Source organism: Streptomyces lavendofoliae, from assembly GCF_014649735.1.
Lineage (GTDB): Bacteria > Actinomycetota > Actinomycetes > Streptomycetales > Streptomycetaceae > Streptomyces > Streptomyces lavendofoliae.
Genome location: NZ_BMTP01000002.1, coordinates 530,975 through 556,150 on the forward strand (window position 1 = coordinate 530,975; position 25,176 = coordinate 556,150).

Here is a 25,176-nt window from a genome sequence, read left to right on the forward strand (position 1 = left end):
TCAGGCGAGCCCTTCCGCGAGCACCTTCTCGGTGGCGGCGCGGACGGCGGCGGCGTGCGCGCCGGTGAGGGGTGTACGGGGCGGGCGGCACGGCCCGCCGTGGTGGCCGGCGATGTCCATGGAGAGCTTGATCGCCTGGACGAACTCGGGCCTGGAGTCCCAGCGCAGCAGCGGGTGCAGGGCGCGGTAGAGGGGCAGGGCGGTGTCCAGGTCGTGGGCGGCGGCGGCCCGGTAGAGGGCGACGGAGGCGGCCGGCAGGGCGTTGGGGTAGCCGGCGATCCAGCCGACGGCACCGGCCAGGGCCAGCTCCAGCAGCACGTCGTCCGCGCCGATCAACAGGTCGAGGTCCGGGGCCAGTTCGGCGATCTCGTAGCCTCGGCGCACGTCCCCGCTGAACTCCTTGACGGCCACGACGCTGCCGTCGCCGTGCAGTTGCGCGAGCAGCTCGGGGGTCAGGTCGACCTTGGTGTCGAAGGGGTTGTTGTACGCGACGACCGGCAGGCCGGCCCGGGCCGCCTCGGCGTAGTGGGCGCGTACGGCGGCGGCGTCGGCGCGGTAGGCGTTGGGCGGCAGCAGCAGGACGGAGCCGCAGCCCGCCTCCGCGGCCTGCTCGGCCCACCGCCGGGCCTCGGCGCTGCCGTACGCGGCGACGCCGGGCATGACGCGCGCCCCGTCGCCCGCCGCCTCGACGGCGGTCCGCACGACGCGGGCGCGCTCGTCGTCGGTGAGCGTCTGGTACTCCCCGAGCGAGCCGTTGGGGACGACGCCGTCGCAGCCCTGGGCGATGAGACGGGCGACGTGCTCGGCATACGCGTCGTAGTCGATGGTGAAGTCGTCGCGCAGCGGCAGGGCGGTGGCGACCATGACGCCGTGCCAGGGGTGGGGACGCTGGTTCATCGTTCGGCTCCCGGTGGTTGTGCCAGCTGACTGAGCGGTACGGGGCAGGAGAGGGGGCGCCGGTCGGGCGCCGGGTCGTGACCGGCCAGGCGGGCGACGGCCGGTCCGCACACGCGGCCCTGGCACCAGCCCATTCCGGCCCGGGTGAGCAGTTTGACGCTGCGGGCGTCCCGGGCGCCCAGGCCGTCGACGGCTTCGCGGATCGTCGCGGCGGTGACCTCCTCGCAGCGGCACACCTCGGTGGTGCCGTCCAGCCAGTCGGTCCAGCCGGGGCCCGGCCGGTGGGCGGCGGCCATCGCGTCGGCGAAGGCCCGCAGGCGGGCGCGGCGGCGGGCGAGGGCGGCGCTGGTGCGGCCGGTCACGGAGAGGGCCGCGATCTCCCCCTCCGTCTCCGCGAGTTCGGCGCCGCCGACGCCGCAGGTCTCCCCGGCCGCCCAGACACCCGGTACGGAGGTGCGCTGTCCGGCGTCCACCTCCAGGGCCGGGGTGCCGTCGGGGGTGCGGCGGGTGGCACAGCCGAGTCCGGTGGCGAGCTCCAGCTGCGGCACCAGACCGTGGCCCACCGCGAGGGCGTCGCACGGGATGCGGCGGCCGGTGCCGGGGACGGGGCGCCAGTCGGCGTCGAGCCCGGTGACGGTGACGGCCTCGACGCGCGCGGTGCCGTGGGCGGCGGTGACCGCGTGGCGGGTGAGGAGGCGGGTGCCTCGGCCCAGGAGGGCGCCGCCGTGCAGGGCGCCCTGGACGAGCTTGGCCGGGTTGCGCGCGAGTGCGGCGGCGTGGCGGGCGTACGCGGTGTAGTCAGCCGCCTCGACGAGGGCGGGGACCCGGGCGCCGGCGGCGGCGAGCGTGGTGGCGACGGCGAGCAGCAGGGGCCCGCTGCCCGCGACGACGACGCGCCTGCCGGGGAGGGCGAGGCCGCCCTTGAGCATCGCCTGGGCGCCGCCCGCCCCGACGACCCCGGGAAGCGTCCAGCCGGGGAAGGGCAACTGGCGTTCGTGGGCGCCGGTGGCGAGGAGCACGGCGCGGGCCCGGACGACGGCCGGTTCCTCGTCGACACCCGCGACGGCGTGCAGGAGCCAGGTGTCCCCGTCACGCGCGACGGTCCAGACATGGTGCCCGGGCAGGTAGGTGACGCGGTCACGGTCACGGGAGGCGGCGGACGCCCGGGGGGCGCCGGCGCGGCCGGGGGCACTGGTGCCGGCGCGGCCGCCGGGGGCGTAGGGCAGCCGCCGTGTCAGCCGGCGGGCCGCGCGGGGGACGGGGCCGCCCGCCGGGTGGCGGTGGATCTGGCCGCCGGGCCTTTCGGCCGCGTCCAGCAGCGTGACGCGCAGGCCGAGCCGGGCGGCGGTCGCGGCGGCGGCCAGCCCGGCGGGGCCGGCGCCCACGACCGCGAGGTCAGCGGTCATGGCCGGTGCCCTGCTGGGTGGTGACCGTGTCGCCGGGGCGGGCGGGCAGGAGGCAGGCGCGCCGGTTGGGGCGGCCGTTGACGGTGGCGAGGCAGTCGAAGCACGTGCCGATGGCGCAGAACGCGCCGCGCGGCGCGCCGCCGTGCCGGGTGGTGCGCCAGGCGAGGATGCCGGCGCACCACAGGGCGGCGGCGACGGACTGGCCCGGCAGGGCGGTGACGCGGCGCCCGTCGAAGGTGAACGTGAACGGCGCCGGGGTCGCGCGAGGGGTGCGGCTTCTCACCAGGCGTCTCCTTCCGTGTCGTCGAAGCGGTCGGGGCGCAGCGGCCCGGTGTCCAGCGGCGGTCGCTCGCCGCGCAGCGCGGCGGCGACGAGCAGTCCGGTCGCCGGGGCGAGGCCGATGCCCGCGCCCTCGTGGCCGCACGCGTGGTACAGGCCGGGCACGCGGGGGTCCGCGCCGATGGCCGGGAGGTGGTCGGGCAGGTAGGGGCGGAAGCCGTGGTACGCGCGGATCGCCCGTACGCCGGAGAGGACCGGGAACAGGGCGGTGGCCTGTGCCGCGAGCCGCCGCAGCGCCTCGGTGGACAGCGTCCGGTCGAAGCCGACGCGCTCGCGGGTGGCGCCGATCAGGACCGTCCCGGCGGGGGTGCCCTCGACGACGGCGGAGGACTGGAGGTCAGCCGAGCCGCTGGCGACGTCGGCGATGTAGTCCGCGGCGTACACCTTGTGGCGCACCAGGCCGGGCGGCAGCGGTTCGGTGACGAGGACGAAGCCCCGCCGGGGCCGCACGGGCAGCTTCACTCCGGCCAGTTCGGCGAGGGCCGCGCCCCAGGTTCCGGTGGCGTTGACGACGGCGGGGGCGTGGAGGTCGCCGCGCGGGGTGCGGACGCCGCGGACGGCGCCGCGCCGGTCGGTGAGCACGCCCGTGACCTCCTGGCCGAGCCTGACGTCCGCTCGCGCGGCGCGCAGGAGCTGGGCGGCGGCCATGGCGGGTTGCACCTGGGCGTCCTGGGGGTAGAGGAACCCGCCGGCGAGGCCGGGGGCGAGGTGCGGTTCCAGGTCGCCGAGGCGGTCGGCGGGGATCTCGTGCGTCTCGACGCCCGCTGCCGCCTGTCCCCTGGCGAAGTCGCGCAGTGCGGTGAGGGCGGCCCCGTCGGGTGCGACGACGAGACCGCCCTTGCGCTCGTACTCGATCTCCGGTGGGAGCGTTTCGGCGAGTTCGCGCCACAGTCGGGTGGACAGCAGCGCGAGGTCGAGCTCGGGGCCCGCCTCCTTGTCGGAGACGAGCAGATTGCCTTCCCCGGCACCGGTGGTGCCGGCCGCGACGGAGCCGCGGTCGACGACGGTGACGGTGAGGCCGGCGCGGCTCGCGTAGTACGCGCAGGCCGCTCCGACGACTCCGGCTCCGACGATCACGGCGTCCGGGACATCACTCACGTGTCTCGTGGGCACGGCAGTAATATTTCACAAGTTACTGCCGCTGTACAGACCGGGTCCGGGCCAACTCCCGTGCGGTCGGCACTCGTTCAGCGCCGCAGCGGGCCCTCGCACACGTAGTCCGAGGTGCCCGCCCGGCGGTCGGACCAAATCTCCACCTCGCCGAACGAGCAGTTCATGTCGGCGAGGTTGGGAGAGGCGGGGGCCGCCCGGTCGAGCAGGAACCGGTCGACCGTGGCGGCCATGTCGTGGAAGACCCGGTCCGCGTCGGCGGCGTCACCGAGGCGGGCGGTGATCCGGCCGGTGCAGACGAAGCGCGGCATGCCCGCGTCGCCGTTGCCGGCGCAGACCGGGGCGGCCCCCGTGGCTGCGGCGAAGGTGGCGCCCACCGCCTCGGCGGTGGTCTCCCTCAGCCCGTCGACGGGGGTGTACCGGGTGTCCGGTACGAACAGCTCGTCCACCTCGGCGATCCGCGCGTCCAGAAAGGCGTCGTAGGCCCGCTGGACCGCCGCGTCGCGCCCCAGCCGGTCGCGCCAGGCGTCGAACGCCTCCGGGTCGTCGGCGCGCAGGTGCCGGTACATCTCCCGCAGCAGCGCGGGCCGTTCGGCCCACAGGTAGGTGAAGAACGTGCCCGCGTAGGCGTAGAACCGGAAGCCGTCGCCCTCGTAGGTGGCGTGCAGCAGCTCGTCCACCGTCATCCGCGGGCGGCTGTTCGCGGTGTCGGCGATCACGCTCCTGACCAGCGACCTGCGGGCGGCGACACCGTCGTCGCGGGTGGCCCCGTCGAAGAACTCGGCCGTGCCCTCGTCCATCGCCGTGGTGCGGTCACGCTCGTACCAGGGCCCCTCGCCGAAGGACCCGGGCACGGCGAAGCGGCCGTTGAGGTAGTGCGTGTACTCGTGCCGGAACAGCTCCTCCAGGGTGAGCGAGGAGTCCTGGGGGACACGGCGCTGGTACGTGTAGAAGGTCGCGCCGCGCTCGATGTAGACCCCGCCGTTGTCGGTGCCCATGCCGGTCAGCAGCGGGTGGTAGTTCTCGTAGTCGGCGCGTGAGGCGTACAGGACGATGTTCAGGCTGGTGTTGCTGTCGCCCGCGAGCGGCTGCTGGGTGCCCAGCACCCGGTGGAACTGCGCCTTGACCTGCTTGCTCGCGTAGTAGAGCTGGTCGACGGTGGGGCGGCCGAGGCCGGTGCGGACCTTGATGGCCGCGTTGTCGTAGCGGTACGCGTAGGGGAAGATCTCCCGCTCGATGTCGTCCTTGCAGACGGCGTAGGGCTTGCAGGCCCCGTAGAAGTCCAGCCAGGACGCGAGCCGCGCCCAGGGGGCGCTGCCCCGTCCGAAGTCCCGGGCGACGGGAGCGAGGAGCGCCCCGAGGTCCGGCACGATCGTGGACGCCAGGGGCGCGATCTGCCCGAAGCGGCCGTACTCGGCCAGCGCGTCGCGCACCACCCACTCGTTGGGCGTGCCCTTGAGGTGGGTGTACGCGGAGAACTTCCGGAAGGCGTCGCGGTAGGGGGCGTTGCGGGCGACGAGCGTGTGGAATGCGGTGTCCCTGTTGCCCGGGTACACGCCCAGGTAGTTGACGGAGAGCGCGGCCAGGGCGGCCCCGCCCCACGCCGGGTCCTTGTACGTGGTGGTGTGGTAGCGGTCCATGGTGGCCAGCACCCGGCGGATGAGGTCGAGCTGCGAGTGGCGCAGGCCGGGGGCGCTGCCCGCGTAGAGCGCCTCGCGCAGGGACTCGGCGTTGGCCCGCGTCACGTCGAAGGAGCGGCGTGCCGTGCCGAAGGCGTGGACGGCGCGGCGCATCGCCTCGGTGGTGGGCGGGTCGGTGACGTCGATCTCGCCGCGGGAGAAGTCGTGGTACGCCACCGCGTGCAGGTAGGTGAGCATCTCCAGCAGGTGGCTGCCGTTCCTGCCGTCGTGGGTGGCGGACAGGGCGGATATGCGGCGGGAGACGGCCTGGACGTGCGCGTCGGACATGACGGGGGCGAGGCGCGCGTCCCAGGTCCAGATGAGGCCGCGCAGACAGCCGTCGGCGGTGACGGCGGGGTCGGCGAGGAAGTCGGCGAACCCCTCCGGCCCGAGACGGGTGACGTCGTCGAGGGCGCAGGCGGAGGTGGCGGCGACCGCCGGGGACGCCGGTGTCCCCGGCCCCGGGACGCGGGTGGTCGTCCGCCCGCCGGGGGCGAGGGCCGCGGGCGAGGCCGGCTTGGGCGCCCTGGCGAGGCGTTCGACCTCGTCGTGCCGGTCGCCGGTGGTGGGCGGGGCGGCCGTGGCGGAGGCGGCGGTGGTGACGGCCGGGCGTGGTGGCGGCGTGTACGCCCGGGCCGCGGGGGAGAGCTGACCCGTCACGCCGAGCGCCGTCGCGGTGACGACGGCCGCCGCGAGGGCTCTGCGCAGGGGATGGCCGGTGGATCGCTGGGACACCTGGGCTCCTCGGTGGGAGGTGGGGAGTGGTCCGTGCAGCGGTGCGTGGACGGCGAGCGGTCACGCGTTGATGGGTGCATGCCACTGCCGTGTGACGTGCAACATAGTAATGTGACATTGCACTGACAACCCTTCAGTACTCGCGGGATCCGGAGCGCCGCCTTCCCCGGCCGGGAGCCCGGCGGCGCCCCGGCCGCCTCACCCGTCGGCGATCAGGGCGTACCGCTCGTCGTCCACCGGCCCGCCCCACAACTCCGCCTCACCGCTCAGCGGTTCGACCCGGACCCGACCGCCGACCAGCGGCCGCACCGCCGCGGCCAGGTCGTCCGCCCCGACACCCCCGCTCCAGGGCAGCGCCTCCGCCCCGGCCACGTACGGCACGCCCTCCGCGCCCGCCTGGCGCCACCGCCCCTCGACCAGCACCAGCCGCCCGCCCGGCCGCAGGCGGCCCACCCAGTCGCGCAACGCCGCCTCCGGGTCGGGCAGCGTCCACACCAGGTGACGGGAGAGCACGACGTCGAACCGCTCCTCTCCCGTGGGCGGGTGCGTGGCGTCGCCGGTCAGGAACCGGCCCGCGAGGCCGGCGGCGGCGAACTTGGCGCGCGCCCGCCCGACCATCCGCGGCGCCAGGTCCACGCCGGTCACCCGGTGGCCGTCCTCGGCGAGCAGCAGGGACAGCGATCCGGTGCCGCAGCCCACGTCGAGGACGCCGGCCGGCGCGGCCGGCGACCACGACCGCAGCAGCCGGGCCCAGGCGGCACGGGTCCGGTCGGCGCGCAGGCCGTGGTCGGGCTCGTCGTCGAAGGACTCCGCGGCGGCGTCCCAGTAGGCGGCGATCCCGGCCGGGCGGCCGGGAGGACCAGGATCGGCACGGCGGCCGGAAGGGCGGGGGTCGGCACGGCGTTCGGTCATGTCCCCATGGTGCCGGTCGCCACTGACGGTCAGTCGAGGACGGCGATCCCGTCCAGCTCCACCAGCGCCTGCTCGTCCCACAGGCGGGTGGCGCCGATCACCGCCATCGCCGGGTAGTCGCGCCCCGCCAGCCGCCGCCATACGCGGCCCAGTTCGGCGGCGTGCGCCCGGTAGTCCCCGACGTCGGTCGCGTACACCGTGACGCGGGCGAGGTCGGCGGGGGTGCCGCCCGCCGCCTCGAGGGCGGCCAGCAGGTTGCCGAGCGCCGTCGCGAACTGCTCCGGCAGGGTCTCCCCCACCACCCGCCCGTCCCCGTCGAGGGCGGTCTGCCCGGCGAGGAGGACGAGGCGGGAGCCGGTGGCGGTGACGGCGTGGGAGAAGCCGGAGGGCGGGGACAGTTCGGCCGGATTGTGGCGCTCCAAACTCATCGGGCGTACAACTCCTTCGCGATGACGGTCCGCTGGACCTCGGTCGCGCCCTCGTAGATGCGCGGCGCGCGCACCTCCCGGTAGAGGTGCTCCAGCAGGTGCCCGCGCTGCAGCGCCCGGGCGCCGTGGAGCTGGACGGCGGCGTCGACCACGTACTGGGCGGTCTCGGTGGCCAGCAGCTTGGCCATGGCGGCCCGCTTGGGCACGTCGGCGGCGCCCGCGTCGTACGCCGCCGCCGCCGCGTACACCAGGAGGCGGGCGGCCTCCGTGCGCGTCGCCATCTCGGCGACCTGGTGCGAGACGGCCTGGAGGTCCTTCAGCACGCCCCCGAACGCGGCCCGGCGGGCGGTGTGCGCCAGCGTCGCGTCCAGAGCCGCCTGGGCCATGCCGACCGCGAAGGCGCCGACGCTGGGCCGGAAGAGGTTGAGCGTCGTCATGGCGACGCGGAAGCCCCGGTCCACCTCCCCGAGCACATCGGCCGGGCCGACCGGGACGCCGTCGAACAGGAGGCTGCCGATGGGGTGCGGGGACAGCATGTCCAGGGGACTGCCGGTGAGGCCGGGCCGGTCGGCCGGCACCAGGAACGCGGTGACGCCCCGCGCCCCGGCGCCGGGGGTGGTGCGGGCGAACACGGTGGCGAAGTCGGCCTCGGGGGCGTTGGAGATCCAGCGCTTCTCGCCGCTCAGCCGCCAGCCGTCGCTCTCCGGCACCGCCTCCAGGGCGAGGGCCGCCGCGTCCGAGCCCGCGTCCGGCTCGCTGAGCGCGAAGGCGGCGACCGCGCGGCCCGCCGTCACCTCCGGAAGCCACCGGGCGCGCTGCCCGGCCGTCCCGAACGCGGCGACCGGGTGGGCGCCGAGGCCCTGGAGGGCGAGGGCCGTCTCCGCCTCCGTACAGGTCTGGGCGAGCGCTTCGCGCATCAGGCACAGGTCGAGGGCGCCCGCGTCGAAGAGGCGGCCGATCAGGCCCAGTTCGCCGAGCGCGGCGACGAGCGGGCGGTTGACGTGCCCCGGCTCGCCCTTCTCGGCGAGCGGCCGCAGACGCTCGGAACCCAGGGCGCGCAGCTCGGCACACCAGGCGGTTTGAGCCGGATCGAGTGAGAATACGGGCATTCACGCCCCCTCAAAAGTCATCTATCGCGGGCCGTTGACTGTCGTCACATGAACGATACGCTCGATGAGCGTTCCCACCACGACAAGGGGGCGAACCATGGAGCTCACGCCATCGGCGCATCGTGACACCTTCGCCCGGGACCATCTGCCGCCACGCGAGCAGTGGCCGGAACTCCTCTTCGACCTCCCGGAACTGCGCTACCCCGACCGGCTCAATTGCGGGGCGGAACTGCTGGACCGCACGGTGGAACGTTTCGGCGCGCACCGCCCGGTCTTCCGGGACGGCGCCGGCCACGTCTGGACGTACGGAGAGCTGCGCACCCGCGTCGACGGGATCGCCCACGCGCTCACCCGTGACCTGGGCGTCGTCCCCGGCAACCGGGTGCTGCTGCGCGGGCCCACCACGCCGTGGCTGGCCGCCTGCTGGCTGGCGGTGATGAAGGCGGGCGCGGTCGCCGTCACCGTCCTGGCCGGGGCGCGCGCCCCGGAGCTGGCCGTGATGTGCGAGATGGCGCGCGCGGGCCACGCCCTGTGCGACGTGCGGGCGGTGGACGACCTGGTGAAGGCGGAGGTGCCCGGTCTGCGGGTCACCGCGTACGGCGGCGACGCGCCCGACGACCTGCTGCGCCTCGCGGCCCGCCACACCGGCCCCTACGAGGCGGTCCGCACGGCGGCCGACGACGTCGCGCTCATCGCGTTCACCTCGGGGACGACCGGCCGGCCCAAGGGCTGCATGCACTTCCACCGCGACGTGCTGGCCGTCGCCGACACGTTCTCCGCGCACGTGCTGCGGCCCGGGCCGGACGACCTGTTCGCCGGCAGCCCACCGCTCGGGTTCACCTTCGGACTGGGCGGGCTGGTGATCTTCCCGATGCGGGCGGGCGCGTCGGCGCTGCTGCTGGAACAGGCCGGGCCGGGGCAGCTCCTGCCCGCCGTCGCCGAGCACCGGGTGACCGTGCTGTTCACCGCTCCGACCGCCTACCGGGTGATGCTCGACGCCCTCGACGGCCACGACATCACCTCGCTGCGCCGCTGTGTGTCGGCCGGCGAGAACCTGCCCGCGGCCACCTGGCGTGCCTGGTTCGAGCGCACCGGGCTGCGCCTGATCAACGGCATCGGCGCCACCGAGCTGCTGCACATCTTCGTCTCGGCGGCCGACGGCGCCATCCGCCCCGGCACCACGGGAGTGCCGGTCCCCGGGTGGCACGCGCGCGTGGTGGACGATTCCGGCGTGCCGGTCCCGGACGGGCAGGCGGGACTGCTGGCCGTACGCGGCCCGGTGGGCTGCCGGTACCTGGCCGATCCGCGCCAGCGCGAGTACGTCCGGCACGGCTGGAACATCACGGGCGACACCTACGTCCGCGAACCGGACGGCTACCTGCGCTACGTCGCCCGCGCGGACGACATGATCATCTCCGCCGGTTACAACATCGCCGGCCCCCAGGTCGAGGAGGCCCTGCTCGCACACCCCGACGTGCTGGAGGCGGCCGTGGTGGGCCATCCGGACGAGGTGCGCGGCCAGATCGTCGTGGCGTACGCGGTGCTCCGTGACGGCCTGCCGCGCGACGACTCCACGGCCGAGGCCCTGCGCGCCTTCGTCAAGGACCGTCTCGTCCCGTACAAGTGCCCGCGCCGGATCGTGTTCCTGGAGGCGCTCCCGCGCACGGCCACCGGGAAGCTGCAACGGTTCCGGCTGCGCGGCCGGGACACGCCCGGGGACACGCCCGTAAAGTGATCACGTGGCCGAGCAGCACACCCCGCGTTCCCTGATCGTCTCCCTGTACGGCGCGTACGGGCGGACGGCCGACAACGCCCCGCTGCCGGTGGCCGAGCTGATCCGGCTGCTGGCGGTGCTGGGCGTGGACGCGCCGTCCGTGCGCTCCTCGGTGTCCCGGCTCAAGCGGCGCGGCCTGCTGGAGCCGCGCCGCACGGCGGACGGGGCCGCCGGGTACGCCCTTTCGGGGGACGCCCGGCAGCTGCTGGACGACGGCGACCGGCGGATCTACGCGGCGGGCGGGCCGCACGAGGAGGACGGCTGGGTCCTCGCCGTCTTCTCGGTGCCCGAGGCCGAGCGGCACAAGCGGCACCTGCTGCGCTCGCGGCTGGGCCGCCTGGGCTTCGGGACCGCGGCGCCGGGCGTGTGGATCGCGCCGGCGGCGCTGTACGAGGAGACCCGGCACACCCTCCAGCGGCTCCAGCTCGACCCGTACGTGGACCTCTTCCGCGGCGAGCACCTGGGGTTCGCGGCGACCGCCGAGGCGGTGGGCCGGTGGTGGGACCTGGCGGCGATCGCCAAGCTGTACGAGGAGTTCCTGGACCTTCACGAGCCGGTGCTGCGCGCCTGGTCGGCCGGTGAGCCGTCACCCGAGGAGGCGTACCGGGACTACCTGCTCGCGCTGGACTCCTGGCGGCGCCTTCCCTACGCGGACCCCGGTCTGCCGGCCGCGCTCCTCCCGGCGGGCTGGCCCGGCGGCCGGGCGGCGGCGGTCTTCGGCGGCCTCCACGGGCTGCTGCGGGACACCGGTGAGCGGTTCGTCAGGGGCGGGGGGCCGGCGTGAGGCGCGGTTTCGGCGCGTCGGTGCGGCCCGTCGGGGGCTTGCGGCTGCCCGCGCGGTAGGGGGCGGGCCAGGGGGCACCGGGGCCTTCGTAGCCCTGGTCGGCGGCGGCGTGCAGGGTCCAGTGCGGGTCGTAGAGGTGGGGGCGGGCCAGCGCGCACAGGTCGGCCCGGCCGGCCAGCAGCAGCGAGTTGACGTCGTCCCAGGAGGAGATCGCGCCGACCGCGATCACGGGGATCCCGAGGGCGTTGCGGATCCGGTCCGCGTAGGGGGTCTGGTAGGAGCGGCCGTACTCGGGCCGTTCCTCGGGGACGACCTGGCCGGTGGAGACGTCGATCGCGTCGGCGCCGTGCCCGGCGAAGGCGCGGGCGATCTCGACGGCCTCCTCGGGGGTGGTGCCGCCGGGCGCCCAGTCGGTGGCGGAGACGCGTACGGTCATGGGCCGTTCGCCCGGCCAGGCGTCGCGCACCGCGTCGAAGACCTCCAGCGGGAACCGCAGCCGCCCGGCGAGGGAACCGCCGTAGGCGTCGGTGCGGCGGTTGGTGAGCGGCGAGAGGAACCCGGACAGCAGGTAGCCGTGGGCGCAGTGCAGTTCGAGCAGGTCGAACCCGGCGCGGGCGGCCCGCCGGGCGGCGGCGGCGAACTGCTCCCTTATGTCGGTGAGCGCGGCCCGGTGCAGTTCGTGCGGGACCTGGTTGACGCCGGGGCGGTACGGGATCGGGGAGGCGGCGACCACGGGCCAGTTGCCGGAGTCGAGGGGCTGGTCGATGCCCTCCCACATGACCTTGGTCGAGCCCTTGCGGCCGGAGTGCCCGAGCTGGACGCCGATGGCGGTGCCCGGCGACCGCTGGTGGACGAAGTCCGTGACGCGGCGCCAGGCGGCGGCCTGGGCGGGGGTCCACAGCCCGGCGCAGCCGGGGGTGATGCGCCCCTCGGGGCTGACGCAGACCATCTCGGTCATCACCAGCCCGGCGCCGCCGAGCGCGCGGGCGCCGAGGTGGACGAGGTGGAAGTCGCCGGGGACGCCGTCCACGGCCGTGTACATGTCCATGGGGGAGACGACGACCCGGTTGCGCAGGGTCAGGCCGCGCAGCCGGAACGGGGTGAACATCGGCGGGGTGCCGGGCGGGCAGCCGAAGTCGCGTTCGACGGCGTCGGTGAAGCGGGCGTCGCGCAGCCGCAGGTTGTCGTGGGTGACGCGGCGGCTGCGGGTGAGCAGGTTGAACGCGAACTGGCGGGGCGGCTGGTCGAGGTAGCCCGCCAGGTCCTCGAACCAGCGCAGGCTGGCGGCCGCGGCGCGCTGGGTGGACTCGACGACGGGGCGGCGTTCGTTCTCGTACGCGGCGAGCGCACGGTCGAGCCGGGGATGTTCGCCGACGCTGGCGGCGAGCGCCAGGGCGTCCTCGACGGCGAGTTTGGTGCCGGACCCGATCGAGAAGTGCGCGGTGTGGGCGGCGTCGCCGAGGAGCACGATGTTGCCGTGCGACCAGCGGCCGGTGACGACGGTGCGGAACGCGGTCCACGACGAGTGGTTGGAGGCCAGCGGCCTGCCCCGGAGCGGCTCGGAGAAGATCTTGGCGCAGCGGGCGACGGACTCCTGTTCGTCCAGCTCGTCGAAGCCCGCCGCGCGCCAGACCTCCTCGCGCATCTCGACGATGACGGTGGAGGCGTCCGCCGCGTAGGGATAGCCGTGCAGCTGCATCGGTCCGTGTTCCGTTTCGGCGATCTCGAAGCGGAAGGCGTCGAAGGCGAAGTCGGCGGCGAGCCAGATGTAGCGGCAGCGGTGGGTGGTGAGGCGGGGCGCGAACACGTCCGCGTGCGCCTGGCGGGTGCGGCTGTGGACGCCGTCGGCGGCGACGACCAGGTCGTGGGTGGTGGCCAGCTCGGCGGCGGGCGGGGCCTCGGCGCGGAAGCGGAGGTCCACGCCCAGGCCGGCGCAGCGGGCGTGGAGGATCTCGAGGAGCCGGCGGCGGCCGAGGGCGGCGAAGCCGTGTCCGCCGGAGGTGAGGACGCGACCGCGGTGGACGATGTCGATGTCGTCCCACCGGACGAACTCCCGCTGGAGGGCGGCGTGCACGGCCGGGTCGGCGTGCTCGATGCCGCCGAGGGTCTCGTCGGAGAGGACGACGCCGAAGCCGAAGGTGTCGTCGGGGGCGTTGCGCTCCCAGACGGTGATGTCACGGGTGGGGTCGAGGCGTTTGAGCAGGGCGGCGGCGTACAGCCCGCCGGGTCCTCCCCCGATGACGGCCACGCGCACGGCGGCTCACCGCCCCTGCCACTTGGGCGACCGCTTCTCGGTGAACGCGGCGTGGAACTCCGCGTAGTCCTCACCGTTCATCAGCAGGGCCTGGGTGGCGGCGTCGAGCTCCACGGAGGCGGCGAGCGGCATGTCGAGCTCCGCCGTCAGCAGCGCCTTGGTCTGTGCGTACGCGAGGGCCGGGCCGTCGGCGAGCCGACGGGCCAGCTCCGCGGCGCGGGTGTCGGCGGCGCCCTCCTCGGTCAGCTCGCTGATGAGGCCGATGCGCTCGGCCTCGGGGGCGCGGACCGGTTCGCCGAGCATCAGCAGCCGGGTGGCGTGCCCGAGGCCGACGACGCGGGGCAGGAGGTACGCGGCGCCCATGTCGCCGCCGGAGAGCCCGACCCGGGTGAAGAGGAACGCGAAGCGGGCGGTGGGGTCGGCCACCCGGAAGTCGGCGGCCAGCGCGAGGACGGCGCCTGCCCCGGCGGCGACCCCGTGGACGGCGGCGATCACCGGGAAGGGGGCTTCCCGCAGCGCCCGGACGACCAGGCCGGTCATGCGGTTGAAGTCGAGGAGCTGGGCGGTGTCCATGGCCAGGGTGGCCCCGATGATGTCGTCGACGTCGCCGCCGGAGCAGAAGCCCCGTCCCTCGCCCGCGAGGACCAGGGCGCGGACGGCGCGCTCCCGGGACAGCTCGGCGAGCAGGTCGCGCAGGTCGGCGTAGGCGCCGAAGGTGAGGGCGTTGAGCTTGGCGGGCCGGGCGAGGGTGACGGTGGCGACGTCGTCGTCCACGGCGAGCCGCACATGGTGCCACTGCTCGGTGCGGGGCGCGGAGCTGGAGAACGGGCTCATGAGGTGCGGCCTCCCTCGGTGCCTGCGCAGATGCCTGCCTCCCGAAGCTATCACTTGTACGTGACTTCCGTCACGCATGCGCGATACGCTGAGCGGTGACCGGGTAACAGCTGTCCGTAATCGACGAAGGTCCCGTACCAGCTGTGGCACAGGTCTCCCGGTGGGTGGGCGGGGGCCTCTGGTGCGGCGGGCGGGCCTACGTAAGGTGGAAGGCAAACCTCAGCCGTCCCCCTCGTCCCATCGCTCACTTCTCCTCCCCCCTCCTCACTCCGCTCGCCCTCCCCTCACACCCTCCCCACCCCTCTGGCCACTCCCCCGCCGCACCCCGGCGGTCCCCCGCCGTCCGGGCGTCCCCGCGCCCGCCCGGCGCGCTCCCGCCCGCCCCCCGCCGCCCCTTTCCCCGCCGCGCTTTTCGCTCCGCTGCTCCGCCCCGCTGCTCCGTCCCCGCCCGCCCTTCCCTGCTCCGAACGGAACCGGCTTCACCGAACGGATCCCCGCCTTGCCCGAAGCATCCGGCCCCTCCTCCTGGCGCATCGCGCTGCCGCACACCACGGCCGCGGTGCCCATCGCCCGCGCCCTGATACGTACGGCGCTGGCGGATCTGGACGCCTCGGCGTACCGGGACACGGCCGAGCTGCTGACGGCCGAGCTGGTGGCGAACGCGGTGGAGCACACCGCCGGCAAGGGCCCGATCGAGCTGGTGGTCCGCCTCCTGCCGAGCGGTTGCCGGGTCGAGGTCCACGACCGGGACCCCGAGCCGCCCGGCGACCTGGTGCCCGAGCACGACACCCCGCCCGATCCCTACCAGGAGCACGGGCGGGGCCTGCTGCTGATCCGTACGCTCAGCGCGACGTGCGGTCACCGGCGGACCGACCGGGGCAAGGCGGTCTGGTTCACGCTCCCGGGGTTGCAGACCCCTTGACCGGGCCGGCCGCGGCCAGCCGAGAGTTGCGGCGCCCGTACAGCGCGTACACCAGGGCGCCCACGACGAGGAAGACGGCGAACTGCACCCATGTCCTCCAGCCGGTCCCCCAGATCAGGTACAGACACATGGCGACGCCCAGGACCGGGCTGAGCGGGTAGAGCGGCACCCGGAAGCCGCTGTCGGTGTCCGGGTAGCGGCGGCGCAGCGCGATGACCGCGATGTTGACCACGACCATGACGGCGAGCGTGCCGATGGTGGTCAGGTTCAGCACCACGTCGAGCGGGACGACGGCCGCCGGGACGGCGAAGACGACGGCGACGATCCAGGTGTTGGCGACGGGGGTGGCCGTCCTCGGCGAGACCTTCTCGAAGACGTGCGGGACCAGTCCGTCCCGGGACATCGACATCAGGATGCGGGTCTGGCCGTACATCACCGCGAGGACGACGGACGCGATGGCGACCACGGCCCCGAAGGCGATGATGCCGCCGCCCACCGCGGACTCGGTCACCCGGTCGACGATCAGCGACAGCGCGGCCGGCTGGTCGGCGACCTCGTCGGCGGAGAGCGCGCCGATGGCGGCGACCGCGACGAGGCAGTAGAGCAGGGTGACGATCCCGATGCAGATCATGATCGCCAGGGGGACGTTCTTGCGGGGGTTCTTGACCTCCTCGCCGGCCGTGGTGATCGCGTCGAAGCCGATGTACGAGAAGAAGGCCACCGAGGCGCCCGAGGTGATCCCGGCGACGCCGTGGGTGGCGAAGGGGGTGAGGTTGTCGCTCTGGTGGGCGCGGAAGGCGATCGCGCAGAAGAGGACCAGGATGGCGATCTTCACCACGGCCATGACGGCGGTGGCGCGGGCGCTCTCCCGGATGCCGCGTACGAGGAGGACCGCGGCGAGCCCGATGACGACGACGGCGGGGATGTTCACCACGCCGCCGTCACCGGGCGGGCTGGACAGGGCGTCGGGCAGCTGCCATCCGACGAGGCTGTCGAGGAGCTCGTTGAGGTACTGGCCCCAGCCCACCGCCACGGCGGAGACGGAGACCCCGTACTCCAGCAGCAGGCACCAGCCGACGAGGAAGGCGACGCGCTCGCCGAGGGTGGCGTACGCGAACGAGTACGAGCTGCCGGACACCGGGATCGCGCTGCCCAGCTCGGCGAAGGAGAAGGCGGTGAAGATGCAGGTGATCGCGGCGAGGAGGAAGGAGACGACGACCGCCGGGCCGGCCTCGGCCACACTGTCGGACAGCCCGACGAAGATCCCGGTGCCGACGATGGCGCCGACTCCGAAGCACACGAGCTGGAAGAGGCCCATGGTGCGCTTGAGGCCGTGCCCCTCGAGGTCCGCGCCGGAGTCGGCGATCAACTGGGCGGGGCTCTTGATGCGCGGCGGTCCGCTGGGACGCATGGGGTGGTTCTCTTCTCTGGGCCGAGAGGGCGGGCGCAAACGAAGCGGGGTTCGAGCGTGCGAGCCCGAACCCCACCATGTGCACCGATTTTAACCGCCACACCGCATATTCCCCCCATTGGCCGCCTTGCCGTCCCCGGTCACCCGAGGGTGGCCACCATGACCGCCTTGATGGTGTGCATCCGGTTCTCGGCCTCGTCGAAGACGACCGAGTGCTCGGACTCGAAGACCTCGTCGGTGACCTCCAGCTCCGTCAGGCCGTGGCGCTCGTGGATCTCCCGGCCGACGGCGGTGCCCAGGTCGTGGAAGGCGGGCAGGCAGTGCAGGAACCGCACACGCGGGTTGCCGGTGGCGCGCAGCACGTCCATGGTCACGGCGTACGGGGCCAGGGCGGAGATGCGCTCGTCCCAGACGTGCGCCGGCTCCCCCATCGAGACCCAGACGTCGGTGGCGACGAAGTCGGCCCCCCGGACGCCCTCGGCGATGTCCTCGGTGAGCGTGACCCGCGCGCCACTGGCCACGGCCAGCTCGCGGGCGCGGGCGACGACGTCGTCGGCGGGCCAGTACGCCCTGGGCGCCACGATCCGTACGTCCATCCCGAGCAGCGCGCCGGTGACCAGGTAGGAGTTGCCCATGTTGTAGCGGCCGTCGCCGAGGTAGGCGAACGCGACGGCCTCCAGCGGCTTGTCGGTGTGCTCGGTCATCGTGAGCACGTCGGCGAGCATCTGGGTGGGGTGCCAGTCGTCGGTGAGGCCGTTGTAGACGGGCACGCCGGCGTGGTCCGCGAGCTCCTCCACGGTGGCCTGGGCGTCCCCGCGGAACTCGATGGCGTCGAACATCCGGCCGAGGACCCGGGCGGTGTCCTTGGCCGACTCCTTCTTGCCGATGTGGGACCCGGCGGCGTCGAGGTAGGTGGTGGAGGCCCCCTGGTCGGCCGCGGCCACCTCGAACGCGCAGCGCGTGCGGGTCGACGACTTCTCGAAGATGAGCGCGATGTTCCGGCCGCGCAGCCGCTGCACCTCGGAGCCCGCCCGCTTGGCGGCCTTGAGCTCGGCGGCCAGGTCGATCAGGCCGCGGAACTCCTCGGCGGTGAAGTCCAGCTCCTTGAGGAAGTGGCGGCCGGTGAGGTCGGTGGCCATGGGGGCGCTCCTGGGTTCGAATACGGGGACTCATGGAAGTCTATACGAGCACCCACATTTATATACGGGTCGGGGTCGGTCCCGAGGGCGCGGCCCCGACCACGGTTCCGGCCCCGGTCGGCGTCGCACGGCCCCGACCACGGTTCTAGCCCGGGTCGGCGTCGCGCACCACCGGACAGCTCATGCAGCGCGGCCCGCCCCGCCCGCGGCCCAGCTCGCTGCCCGGGATCTCGATCACCTCGATGCCCTCCCGGCGCAGGTGCGTGTTGGTGGTGACGTTGCGCTCGTACGCGACGACGACGCCCGGCTCCACCGCCAGGACGTTGCACCCGTCGTCCCACTGCTCGCGTTCCGCGGCGTGGACGTCCTGGGTCGCGGTCAGCACCCGGATCGCGGGCAGCCCGAGGGCCGCGGCGATGGCGCTGTGCATGTGCTGGGGAGGGTGGTCGGTGACCTTGAGCGCGCGGTGGCCGTCGCCGGGCTCGATGGTGTACGAGCGGAGCATGCCGAGCCCGGCGTACTGGGTGAACGTGTCGTGGGCGACCATCGTCATGACCGTGTCGAGGTGCATGAACGCCCGGCTCTTCGGCATGTCCAGCGCCACGATGGTGTGGGCGGAGCCGGCGGCGAACAGCCCGCGGGCCAGCATCTCCACGGCCTGGGGCGTGGTGCGTTCGCTCATCCCTATCAGGACCGCGCCGTTGCCGATGACCAGGACGTCGCCGCCCTCGATGGTGGACGGGTAGTCGTCCTGCCCCTCCGACCAGTGGTGGAAGGCACCTGCCTCGGGGCCGGCGAAGAGGGGGTGGTGCTTGTAGATGGCCTCGAAGTGGACGGTCTCGCGCTGCCGGGCGGGCCAGCGCATGGCGTTGATGGACACGCCGTCGTAGATCCAGGCCGACGTGTCGCGGGTGAAGAGGTGGTTCGGCAGCGGCGGCAGCAGGAAGTCGTCCAGGTCCATCACGTGGAAACGGACGGACGTCGGCTCGGAGTGACCGGCCAGGAAGTCGCGTTTCGTCATCCCCCCGATCAGCGCCTCGACGAGCGAGCCGGTGTCCATGCCGTCGAAGACGGCCCTTATGTGGTCGGTGGCGAGCGGCCCGTACTCCTTCTCGTCGAAGACCCGGTCCAGGACGAGCTTTCTGGCCGCCGGTGCCTCCAGCGCCTCGCGCAGCAGATCTCCGACGAGGTGCACCTCCACGCCCCGGTCGCGCAGGACGTCGGCGAAGCCGTCGTGCTCCTGCCGCGCCCGCCGCACCCACAGCACGTCGTCGAAGAGCAGCGCGTCCTTGTTGGTGGGTGTCAGCCGCTTCAGCTCCAGATCGGGCCGGTGCAGGATGACGCGGCGGAGCCGCCCGGTCTCGGAATCGACATGGAATCCCATGTCTCCATCCTCACCGCGCGAGCCCCACTTCACCCACGGACAACCGGACATCCCTCGTGCCCCGCCCCGCCCCGTTCCCGTTTCCCCGCCCCGTTCCCGTTTCCCCGCCCCCGCCGCGCCCCGGTCCGCCCCGGCGGCGTGAGCGGCGCCCGGGCGGCGCCCGCGTGTGCGGGGGCGCCGCCCGGGTACGGCGGTGTGCCTCCCCCGACGCGCCGGGCGCGTGCCGCCGGGGCGTCAGAGCCGGGGGTCGACCGGCTCCGACTCCAGCGCCAGCACGGCGAACACCGCCTCGTGGACGCGCCACAGGGGTTCGCCGTCGGCGAGGCGGGCGAGGGCCTCCAGCCCGAGGGCGTACTCGCGCAGGGCGAGCGACCGCTTGTGGCCGAGGTGCCGCTCGCGCAGCCGGGCCAGGTTCTCCGGGCGGGTGTACTCCGGACCGTAGATCATCCGCAGGTACTCCCGGCCGCGCACCTTGATGCCCGGCTGGACCAGCCGCCCCTTCCCGTCGCGCACCAGCGCCTGGAGCGGCTTGACGACCATGCCCTCGCCGCCGGCGCCGGTCAGCTCCAGCCACCAGTCGGCACCCGCCCGGACGGAGGTCTCGTCCTCGGTCTCGACGACGAGCCGGCGCGTGACCTGGAGCAGCCCGGTCGGGTCGTGCTCCACCAGCCGGTCCAGCCACGCCAGTTGCCCGTCGTGCGGGACGTCCGCGAGGGACCGGCCCTGCCCGGCGAGGATCTGGAACGGCGCGAACCGCACGCCGTCCAGCCCCTCCGTGTCCCAGCAGTAGCGCCGGTACGCCTCGGTGAACGCCGCCGCGTCCGCCGCCCGCTCCCGCTGCCGGCCCAGCAGGCCGGCCACGTCGACGCCCCGGCCGGCCGCCGCCTCCAGCGCCGCCACCGCCCCCGGGAACACCGCGCCCGACGCCGCGCCGACCGCCGCGTACTGGGTGCGCAGCAGACCGGACGCCTTGAGCGACCACGGCATCAGCTCGCCGTCCAGCAGCAGCCAGTCCGTCTCCAGCTCGTCCCACAGACCGGCGGCGCCGACGGCCGCGCGCAGCCGGTCCAGCACCTGCTCGGTCATGGCCTCGCCCGTGGCGGAGCCGCTCATCGACTCCGTGAAGAACGGCCGCCCGGTGCGGGTGTGCAGCGCGCCCGTCGGGCCCCGCGCGCCGAACCGTGTCCGCGCCGCCTCCGCGTCCCGGCACACCAGCGCCACCGCCCGCGACCCCATGTGCTTCTCCTCGCACACGACCCGCTCCACACCGTCGGAGCGGTACTGGGCGAACGCCTCCGCCGGGTGCTCGAGGAAACCCTCCTCCCGGGAGGCCGCCGTCGGGGCCATCGTCGGCGGCAGGTACGCCAGCAGCCGCGGGTCCACCGCGAAGCGGCTCATGACCTCCAGCGCGGCGGCCGCGTTCTCCTCGCGCACACCGACGTTGCCGGCGTACCGGGTCTCCACCACGCGCCGCCCGTGTACGTCCGCCAGGTCCAGCGGCCGGCCCTGGTGCCCGCCGGGCGCCTCGACGGCGAGCGGCTTGACCGGCTCGTACCAGACCTTCTCGGCGGGTACGTCGACGAGTTCCCGCTCCGGCCAGCGCAGCGCGGTCATCCGCCCGCCGAACACCGCTCCGGTGTCCAGGCAGATGGTGTTGTTGATCCATGAGGTGCTGGGCACGGGTGTGTGGCCGTACACCACCGCGGCCCGGCCCCGGTAGTCCTCCGCCCACGGGTAGCGCACCGGCAGCCCGAACTCGTCGGTCTCGCCGGTCGTCTCGCCGTACAGCGCGTGCGACCGCACCCGCCCCGACGTGCGCCCGTGGTACTTCTCCGGCAGCCCGGCGTGGCAGACGACCAGCCTGCCCCCGTCGAGGACGTAGTGGCTGACCAGCCCGTCGATGAACTCCCTCACCCGCTCGCGGAACTCCTCGCTCTCGCCCTCCAGCTGGGCGATCGTCTCCGCGAGGCCGTGCGTCCGCTGCACCTGCCGGCCCTTGAGCCAGCGCCCGAGCTTGTTCTCGTGGTTGCCCGGTACGCACAGCGCGTCGCCGGAGGCGACCATGCCCATGACGCGGCGCAGGACGCCGGGGCTGTCCGGCCCCCGGTCGACGAGGTCGCCGACGAACACCGCGGTGCGCCCCTCCGGGTGCACGCCGTCCTCGTACCCGAGCTTGGCGAGCAGGGTCTCCAGCTCGGAGCTGCATCCGTGGATGTCACCGATGATGTCGAAGGGGCCGGTGAGGTGACGCAGGTCGTTGAACCGCTTCTCCAGGACCACCTCGGCGGACTCCACCTCCGCCACGCTCTTCAGCACGTGCACCTTGCGGAAGCCCTCGCGTTCCAGGCCGCGCAGCGAGCGCCGCAGCTCGCGGCGGTGCCGCTGGACGACGTGGCGGGGCAGGTGCGCGCGCTCGGGCCGGGCGGCGTTGCGCGCGGCGCACACCTCTTCGGGCAGGTCGAGCACGATCGCGATGGGGAGGACGTCGTGCTCCCGGGCCAGCCGCACCAGCTGCCTGCGGCCCTCCTGCTGCACGTTGGTCGCGTCCACGACGGTGAGCCGGCCGGCGGCGAGCCGCTTGCCGGCGATGTGGTGCAGGACGTCGAAGGCGTCACCGCTGGCGCTCTGGTCGTTCTCGTCATCGGCGACGAGCCCTCGGCAGAAGTCCGAGGAGATGATTTCGGTGGGCTTGAAGTGCTTGCGGGCGAAGGTCGATTTCCCCGACCCGGTGGCGCCGATGAGCACGACGAGGGACAGGTCGGTGACCGGCAGCCTGCGAGAGGTGGTCGTGGACGGCGTGGTCGTGGTGCCGGTCATGCGGCCTTCTCCTCCTTGGTGGTCGTCAGGGTGAATACGGCCATCTGCGTGGGCGGTCCGACCTCCGGGTCGTCCGGGCCGACGGGCGCGAACTCCACGCCGTACCCGTGCCGCTCCCCGATCCGCCGCGCCCAGTCGCGGAACTCCGCGCGCGTCCACTCGAACCGGTGGTCGCCGTGGCGGGCGTGCCCGGCGGGCAGGGTCTCCCAGCGGACGTTGTACTCGACGTTGGGCGTCGTCACGATCACGGTCGCCGGCCGCGCGGAGCCGAAGACCGCGTACTCCAGGGCCGGCAGCCGCGGCAGGTCGAGGTGCTCGACGACCTCGCAGAGCACGGCGGCGTCGTAGCCCTTGAGCCGCTTGTCGGTGTACGTGAGCGAGCCCTGCGTCAGCTTCACCCGGCCGGCCTGCGGCTCCCCCATGCGCTCCAGCCGCAGCCGTCGCGCGGCGACGGTCAGGGCCCGTACGGAGACGTCGACACCCACGATGTCGGTGAACCGGGCGTCCTCCAGCAGCGCCTGCACCAGCCGGCCCTGGCCGCAGCCGAGGTCGAGCACCCTGCTCGCCCCCGCCGCGCGGAGTGCCGCGAGGATCGCCTCGCGGCGCTGCTCGGCGAGCGGCACCGGCTTCCGCGGTCCCGCTTCCCCGGTGGGCACCGGGGCGCTCCCGTCGGCCGTGTCGTCGGCGTCCTCGACCGCGTTGTCGACGTCCTCGACGTCGAGGTCGTCGGCCTCGGCGAGCCGGACCAGCTCCAGGCGCTCCATCGCCTCACGGGTGAGGCTCCAGCGGCGGGAGAGGTAGCGGCCGGCGATCAGCTGGTGCTCGGGGTGGTCCGCCAGCCAGCCCTCGCCGGCCCGCAGCAGCTTGTCGACCTCGTCGGGCGCCACCCAGTAGTGCTTGGCGTCGTCGAGGACGGGCAGCAGGACGTACAGGTGCCGCAGGGCGTCGGAGAGCCGCAGCTCCCCTTCGAGCACCAGCCGTACGTAGCGCGAGTCGCCCCACCCCGGGAACCGTTCGTCCAGCGCGACCGGCTCCGCCTCGACCGACGTCCAGCCCAGCGGGCCGAAGAGCGCCCGGACCAGTTCGGCGCCGCCCCGCGCGGGCAGGGCCGGGACCTCGATCCGCAGCGGCAGCGGCTCGGCCGCCCGCTCGGGCAGGGCCGCGCACACGCCGCGCAGCGCGCTCTTGAAGACCGTGCTCATCGCGACGGACAGCAGCGACGAGGCGGCGTACGGCCGGTCGTTGACGTACTGCGCGAGCGCCGAGTCGGGCGCGCCGCCCCGGCCCTTGCCCCGGCCGCGCCGGACCAGCGCGACGGGGTCCACCTCGAGCAGCAGCGCGGCCGTGCAGCGCTCGGCGGACGCCTCTGGGTAGAAGACGTGTGCCGTGCCGTGCGAGGTGGAGAACGCCTGCGCCTTGTCGGGATGCTTGTGCAGCAGGAAACCGAGGTCGGTGGCGGGACGCCGCGGGCTACCGGTCGTACTGATCGTCAGGAACACACGTCCGAGTATCGTCCGGCGCCCACCGCCCGACCAGCGGTTTTCGGTGCACGGTCGGGAGCCGGGGCCGGGGGCCTCAGTTCAGCTGGGACATGACCTGGGAGGAGATCAGCTCCAGGTGATCGATGTCGTCCAGGTCCAGTACCTGAAGGTAGATCCGCGACGACCCGAGCGCCCCGTACCGGCCGATCTTGTCGACGACCTCGTCGGGCGAGCCCGCCAGCCCGTTCGCCTTGAGCTCCTCCACCTCCCGTCCGATGGCCGCCGCCCGGCGGGCCACCTCGGCGTCGTCCTTGCCCACGCAGACGACCAGCGCGTTGGAGTAGACGAGGTCGTCCGCCTTGCGCCCGGCCTCCTCCGCCGCCGCCCGGACCCGGCCGAACTGCCGCTCGCTGTCCTCCAGCGAGGCGAAGGGGATGTTGAACTCGTCCGCGTACCGCGCGGCCAGCCGGGGCGTGCGCTTCGCCCCGTGCCCGCCGATCAGGACGGGCACCTTCGCCTGGGCGGGCTTGGGCAGCGCGGGCGAGTCGGTGAGCTGGTAGTACGTCCCGTCGTACGAGAAGGTCCTCCCGGTCTCCGTGGCCCACAGCCCCGTGACGATCGCCAGCTGCTCCTCCAGGCGGGCGAACTTCTCCTTGGGGAAGGGGATGCCGTACGCCTTGTGCTCCTCCTCGAACCAGCCCGCGCCCAGCCCGAGTTCGACCCGGCCGCCGGACATCCGGTCGACCTGGGCCACCTGAATGGCCAGCACGCCGGGCAGCCGGAACGTCCCGGCCGTCATCAGCGTGCCGAGCCGGATGCGCTTGGTCTCCCGGGCGAGCCCGGCCAGGGTGATCCAGGCGTCCGTCGGCCCGGGCAGTCCGTCGGCGGACCCCATCCGCAGATAGTGGTCCGACCGGAAGAAGGCGTCGAAGCCGAGGTCCTCGGTGGCCTTGGCGACGGCCAGCAGGGTGTCGTAGTCGGCCCCTTGCTGGGGCTCGGTGAAGATTCGAAAATCCATACCCCCATCCTGCACCGTCCGGCGGACGGCGACCGCTCCCTTCCCGGGCGGGTGTACCTGCCGGGAACCGGTGCCCGGGCCGTCTCCGCCGCCGATCCCGGCCCGTACACGTCGTGGCTCGGGCGGAGCCGGACCGCCCGACGCCGCCCCGGACCGCCCGACGCCGCCCGACGCCGCCCGCGAGCGTCCGCCGTGGCACGCCGTCCGCCTCCGGGCCGGGGCCGACAAGCGCCGCGTCCCGTCGCGCCCCTCCGCGTCCCGTCGCGACGTCGTCAGAACGAGCTCGCCGGGGAGTCGGCCGGGTCGGGGGGTTTGGCGTGTTCGCGTACGACGAGGCGGCGGAGCATCACGCGCACCCGGTCACCCGCCTCGTCCGCCGCGTCGATCGCTTCGATGCACTGCCAGTACAGCCCCTCCTCGTCGGTGGCGCAGGCGACGCCGACGAGGGCGATGCCCACCTCGCCCAGCAGCGCGCGCAGGCCCAGTAACGCGCCGCGCACGTTCCCCACCCCCGTGAGCCGCAGGGCGCGCGCCGGAAGGACCGGGCCCGCTCCGCCCCGGCTGCCCGTCTCACTGAGCTCCCGTGCCTCGCCCCTCAGCTCGGGCGGGCCGGTCAGCGCCAGATGATTGCCGATCGCCTGCGCGAGCATCTGCGCCTGCCATGCCTCCCCCACGATGTCCAGCGCCACCCGGCTGTCCGCCAGGGCGCGCCGACCGGTCGCGATGAGCCGCTCCGCTTCCAT

General features: G+C 74.2%; 20 protein-coding genes. 3 read left to right on the forward strand and 17 right to left on the reverse strand.

Annotation, left to right across the window (positions count from 1 at the left end):
• The 8 genes from IE109_RS05255 to IE109_RS05290 form a co-directional block, all read right to left on the reverse strand.
• Window positions 1–897, reverse strand: coding sequence for a dihydrodipicolinate synthase family protein (locus IE109_RS05255; RefSeq protein WP_189549527.1), 897 nt, complete (start codon window positions 895–897; stop codon window positions 1–3).
• On the reverse strand, window positions 894–2,303 hold the full coding sequence (locus tag IE109_RS05260) for an NAD(P)/FAD-dependent oxidoreductase (protein WP_189549529.1): 1,410 nt from the start codon (window positions 2,301–2,303) through the stop codon (window positions 894–896). Before IE109_RS05260 ends, IE109_RS05255 begins: the two co-directional genes overlap by 4 nt.
• Window positions 2,293–2,589, reverse strand: coding sequence for a (2Fe-2S)-binding protein (locus tag IE109_RS05265; protein ID WP_189549624.1), 297 nt, complete (start codon window positions 2,587–2,589; stop codon window positions 2,293–2,295). The genes IE109_RS05260 and IE109_RS05265 overlap by 11 nt, the downstream gene beginning before the upstream one ends.
• Window positions 2,583–3,755, reverse strand: a complete 1,173-nt coding sequence (locus IE109_RS05270; protein ID WP_189549531.1) for an NAD(P)/FAD-dependent oxidoreductase — start codon at window positions 3,753–3,755, stop codon at window positions 2,583–2,585. Before IE109_RS05270 ends, IE109_RS05265 begins: the two co-directional genes overlap by 7 nt.
• A gap of 74 nt (window positions 3,756–3,829) precedes the next feature.
• Window positions 3,830–6,166: a collagenase gene (locus IE109_RS05275; protein WP_229890569.1), complete on the reverse strand. Its 2,337-nt coding sequence runs from the start codon at window positions 6,164–6,166 to the stop codon at window positions 3,830–3,832.
• A gap of 198 nt (window positions 6,167–6,364) precedes the next feature.
• Window positions 6,365–7,078: a class I SAM-dependent methyltransferase gene (locus tag IE109_RS05280; protein ID WP_189549532.1), complete on the reverse strand. Its 714-nt coding sequence runs from the start codon at window positions 7,076–7,078 to the stop codon at window positions 6,365–6,367.
• A gap of 29 nt (window positions 7,079–7,107) precedes the next feature.
• Window positions 7,108–7,506 carry a RidA family protein gene (locus IE109_RS05285; RefSeq protein WP_189549533.1) on the reverse strand — a complete coding sequence of 133 codons (399 nt, stop codon included), beginning with the start codon at window positions 7,504–7,506 and terminating at the stop codon, window positions 7,108–7,110.
• A complete protein-coding gene (locus tag IE109_RS05290) occupies window positions 7,503–8,615 on the reverse strand; it encodes an acyl-CoA dehydrogenase family protein (protein ID WP_189549534.1) in 1,113 nt (370 codons plus the stop codon). Before IE109_RS05290 ends, IE109_RS05285 begins: the two co-directional genes overlap by 4 nt.
• Window positions 8,616–8,712: 97 nt before the next feature.
• Between IE109_RS05290 and IE109_RS05295 the strand changes: the two genes are divergently transcribed.
• The gene (locus IE109_RS05295; protein ID WP_189549535.1) at window positions 8,713–10,350 is read left to right on the forward strand and encodes an AMP-binding protein; all 1,638 of its coding nucleotides are present in this window, start codon (window positions 8,713–8,715) and stop codon (window positions 10,348–10,350) included.
• 4 nt (window positions 10,351–10,354) lie between these two features.
• On the forward strand, window positions 10,355–11,173 hold the full coding sequence (locus IE109_RS05300) for a PaaX family transcriptional regulator (protein ID WP_189549536.1): 819 nt from the start codon (window positions 10,355–10,357) through the stop codon (window positions 11,171–11,173).
• Here IE109_RS05300 and IE109_RS05305 read toward each other — a convergent pair.
• Both IE109_RS05305 and IE109_RS05310 read right to left on the reverse strand, forming a co-directional pair.
• Window positions 11,151–13,427, reverse strand: coding sequence for a bifunctional salicylyl-CoA 5-hydroxylase/oxidoreductase (locus tag IE109_RS05305; protein ID WP_189549537.1), 2,277 nt, complete (start codon window positions 13,425–13,427; stop codon window positions 11,151–11,153). The genes IE109_RS05300 and IE109_RS05305 overlap by 23 nt on opposite strands.
• Before the next feature lie 6 nt (window positions 13,428–13,433).
• The gene (locus IE109_RS05310) at window positions 13,434–14,261 is read right to left on the reverse strand and encodes an enoyl-CoA hydratase family protein (protein ID WP_189549538.1); all 828 of its coding nucleotides are present in this window, start codon (window positions 14,259–14,261) and stop codon (window positions 13,434–13,436) included.
• 499 nt (window positions 14,262–14,760) lie between these two features.
• On the opposite strand from IE109_RS05310, the gene IE109_RS05315 reads away from it, so the two are divergent.
• The gene (locus IE109_RS05315; RefSeq protein ID WP_189549539.1) at window positions 14,761–15,183 is read left to right on the forward strand and encodes an ATP-binding protein; all 423 of its coding nucleotides are present in this window, start codon (window positions 14,761–14,763) and stop codon (window positions 15,181–15,183) included.
• Here the strand turns inward: IE109_RS05315 and IE109_RS05320 are convergent.
• The 7 genes from IE109_RS05320 to IE109_RS05350 form a co-directional block, all read right to left on the reverse strand.
• Entirely contained in the window at window positions 15,155–16,594 is a 1,440-nt protein-coding gene (locus IE109_RS05320; RefSeq protein ID WP_189549540.1) for an amino acid permease, read from the reverse strand. The two genes, IE109_RS05315 and IE109_RS05320, sit on opposite strands and share 29 nt — an antisense overlap.
• Before the next feature lie 140 nt (window positions 16,595–16,734).
• The gene (argF, locus tag IE109_RS05325; RefSeq protein WP_189549541.1) at window positions 16,735–17,733 is read right to left on the reverse strand and encodes an ornithine carbamoyltransferase; all 999 of its coding nucleotides are present in this window, start codon (window positions 17,731–17,733) and stop codon (window positions 16,735–16,737) included.
• Between the two features lie 145 nt (window positions 17,734–17,878).
• Window positions 17,879–19,117, reverse strand: a complete 1,239-nt coding sequence (locus tag IE109_RS05330; RefSeq protein ID WP_189549542.1) for an arginine deiminase — start codon at window positions 19,115–19,117, stop codon at window positions 17,879–17,881.
• Window positions 19,118–19,351: 234 nt separating this feature from the next.
• Complete coding sequence (locus tag IE109_RS05335) at window positions 19,352–21,934, reverse strand: polynucleotide kinase-phosphatase (protein ID WP_189549543.1); 2,583 nt, start codon at window positions 21,932–21,934, stop codon at window positions 19,352–19,354.
• On the reverse strand, window positions 21,931–23,433 hold the full coding sequence (locus IE109_RS05340) for a 3' terminal RNA ribose 2'-O-methyltransferase Hen1 (protein WP_189549544.1): 1,503 nt from the start codon (window positions 23,431–23,433) through the stop codon (window positions 21,931–21,933). Before IE109_RS05340 ends, IE109_RS05335 begins: the two co-directional genes overlap by 4 nt.
• A gap of 76 nt (window positions 23,434–23,509) precedes the next feature.
• Entirely contained in the window at window positions 23,510–24,433 is a 924-nt protein-coding gene (locus tag IE109_RS05345) for an LLM class F420-dependent oxidoreductase (protein ID WP_189549545.1), read from the reverse strand.
• A 272-nt stretch (window positions 24,434–24,705) separates the two neighbouring features.
• A complete protein-coding gene (locus IE109_RS05350) occupies window positions 24,706–25,176 on the reverse strand; it encodes a DUF6099 family protein (protein WP_189549626.1) in 471 nt (156 codons plus the stop codon).

Bases quoted from the DNA above. Each gene is read 5' to 3' on its own strand.
- IE109_RS05255 (WP_189549527.1), bottom strand. From the start codon at position 897: ATGAACCAGCGTCCCCACCCCTGGCACGGCGTCATGGTCGCCACCGCC.
- IE109_RS05260 (WP_189549529.1), bottom strand. From the start codon at position 2,303: ATGACCGCTGACCTCGCGGTCGTGGGCGCCGGCCCCGCCGGGCTGGCC.
- IE109_RS05280 (WP_189549532.1), bottom strand. From the start codon at position 7,078: ATGACCGAACGCCGTGCCGACCCCCGCCCTTCCGGCCGCCGTGCCGAT.
- IE109_RS05285 (WP_189549533.1), bottom strand. From the start codon at position 7,506: ATGAGTTTGGAGCGCCACAATCCGGCCGAACTGTCCCCGCCCTCCGGC.
- IE109_RS05290 (WP_189549534.1), bottom strand. From the start codon at position 8,615: ATGCCCGTATTCTCACTCGATCCGGCTCAAACCGCCTGGTGTGCCGAG.
- IE109_RS05295 (WP_189549535.1), top strand. From the start codon at position 8,713: ATGGAGCTCACGCCATCGGCGCATCGTGACACCTTCGCCCGGGACCAT.
- IE109_RS05310 (WP_189549538.1), bottom strand. From the start codon at position 14,261: ATGAGCCCGTTCTCCAGCTCCGCGCCCCGCACCGAGCAGTGGCACCAT.
- IE109_RS05320 (WP_189549540.1), bottom strand. From the start codon at position 16,594: ATGCGTCCCAGCGGACCGCCGCGCATCAAGAGCCCCGCCCAGTTGATC.
- argF (WP_189549541.1), bottom strand. From the start codon at position 17,733: ATGGCCACCGACCTCACCGGCCGCCACTTCCTCAAGGAGCTGGACTTC.
- IE109_RS05330 (WP_189549542.1), bottom strand. From the start codon at position 19,117: ATGGGATTCCATGTCGATTCCGAGACCGGGCGGCTCCGCCGCGTCATC.
- IE109_RS05335 (WP_189549543.1), bottom strand. From the start codon at position 21,934: ATGACCGGCACCACGACCACGCCGTCCACGACCACCTCTCGCAGGCTG.
- IE109_RS05345 (WP_189549545.1), bottom strand. From the start codon at position 24,433: ATGGATTTTCGAATCTTCACCGAGCCCCAGCAAGGGGCCGACTACGAC.
- IE109_RS05350 (WP_189549626.1), bottom strand. From the start codon at position 25,176: ATGGAAGCGGAGCGGCTCATCGCGACCGGTCGGCGCGCCCTGGCGGAC.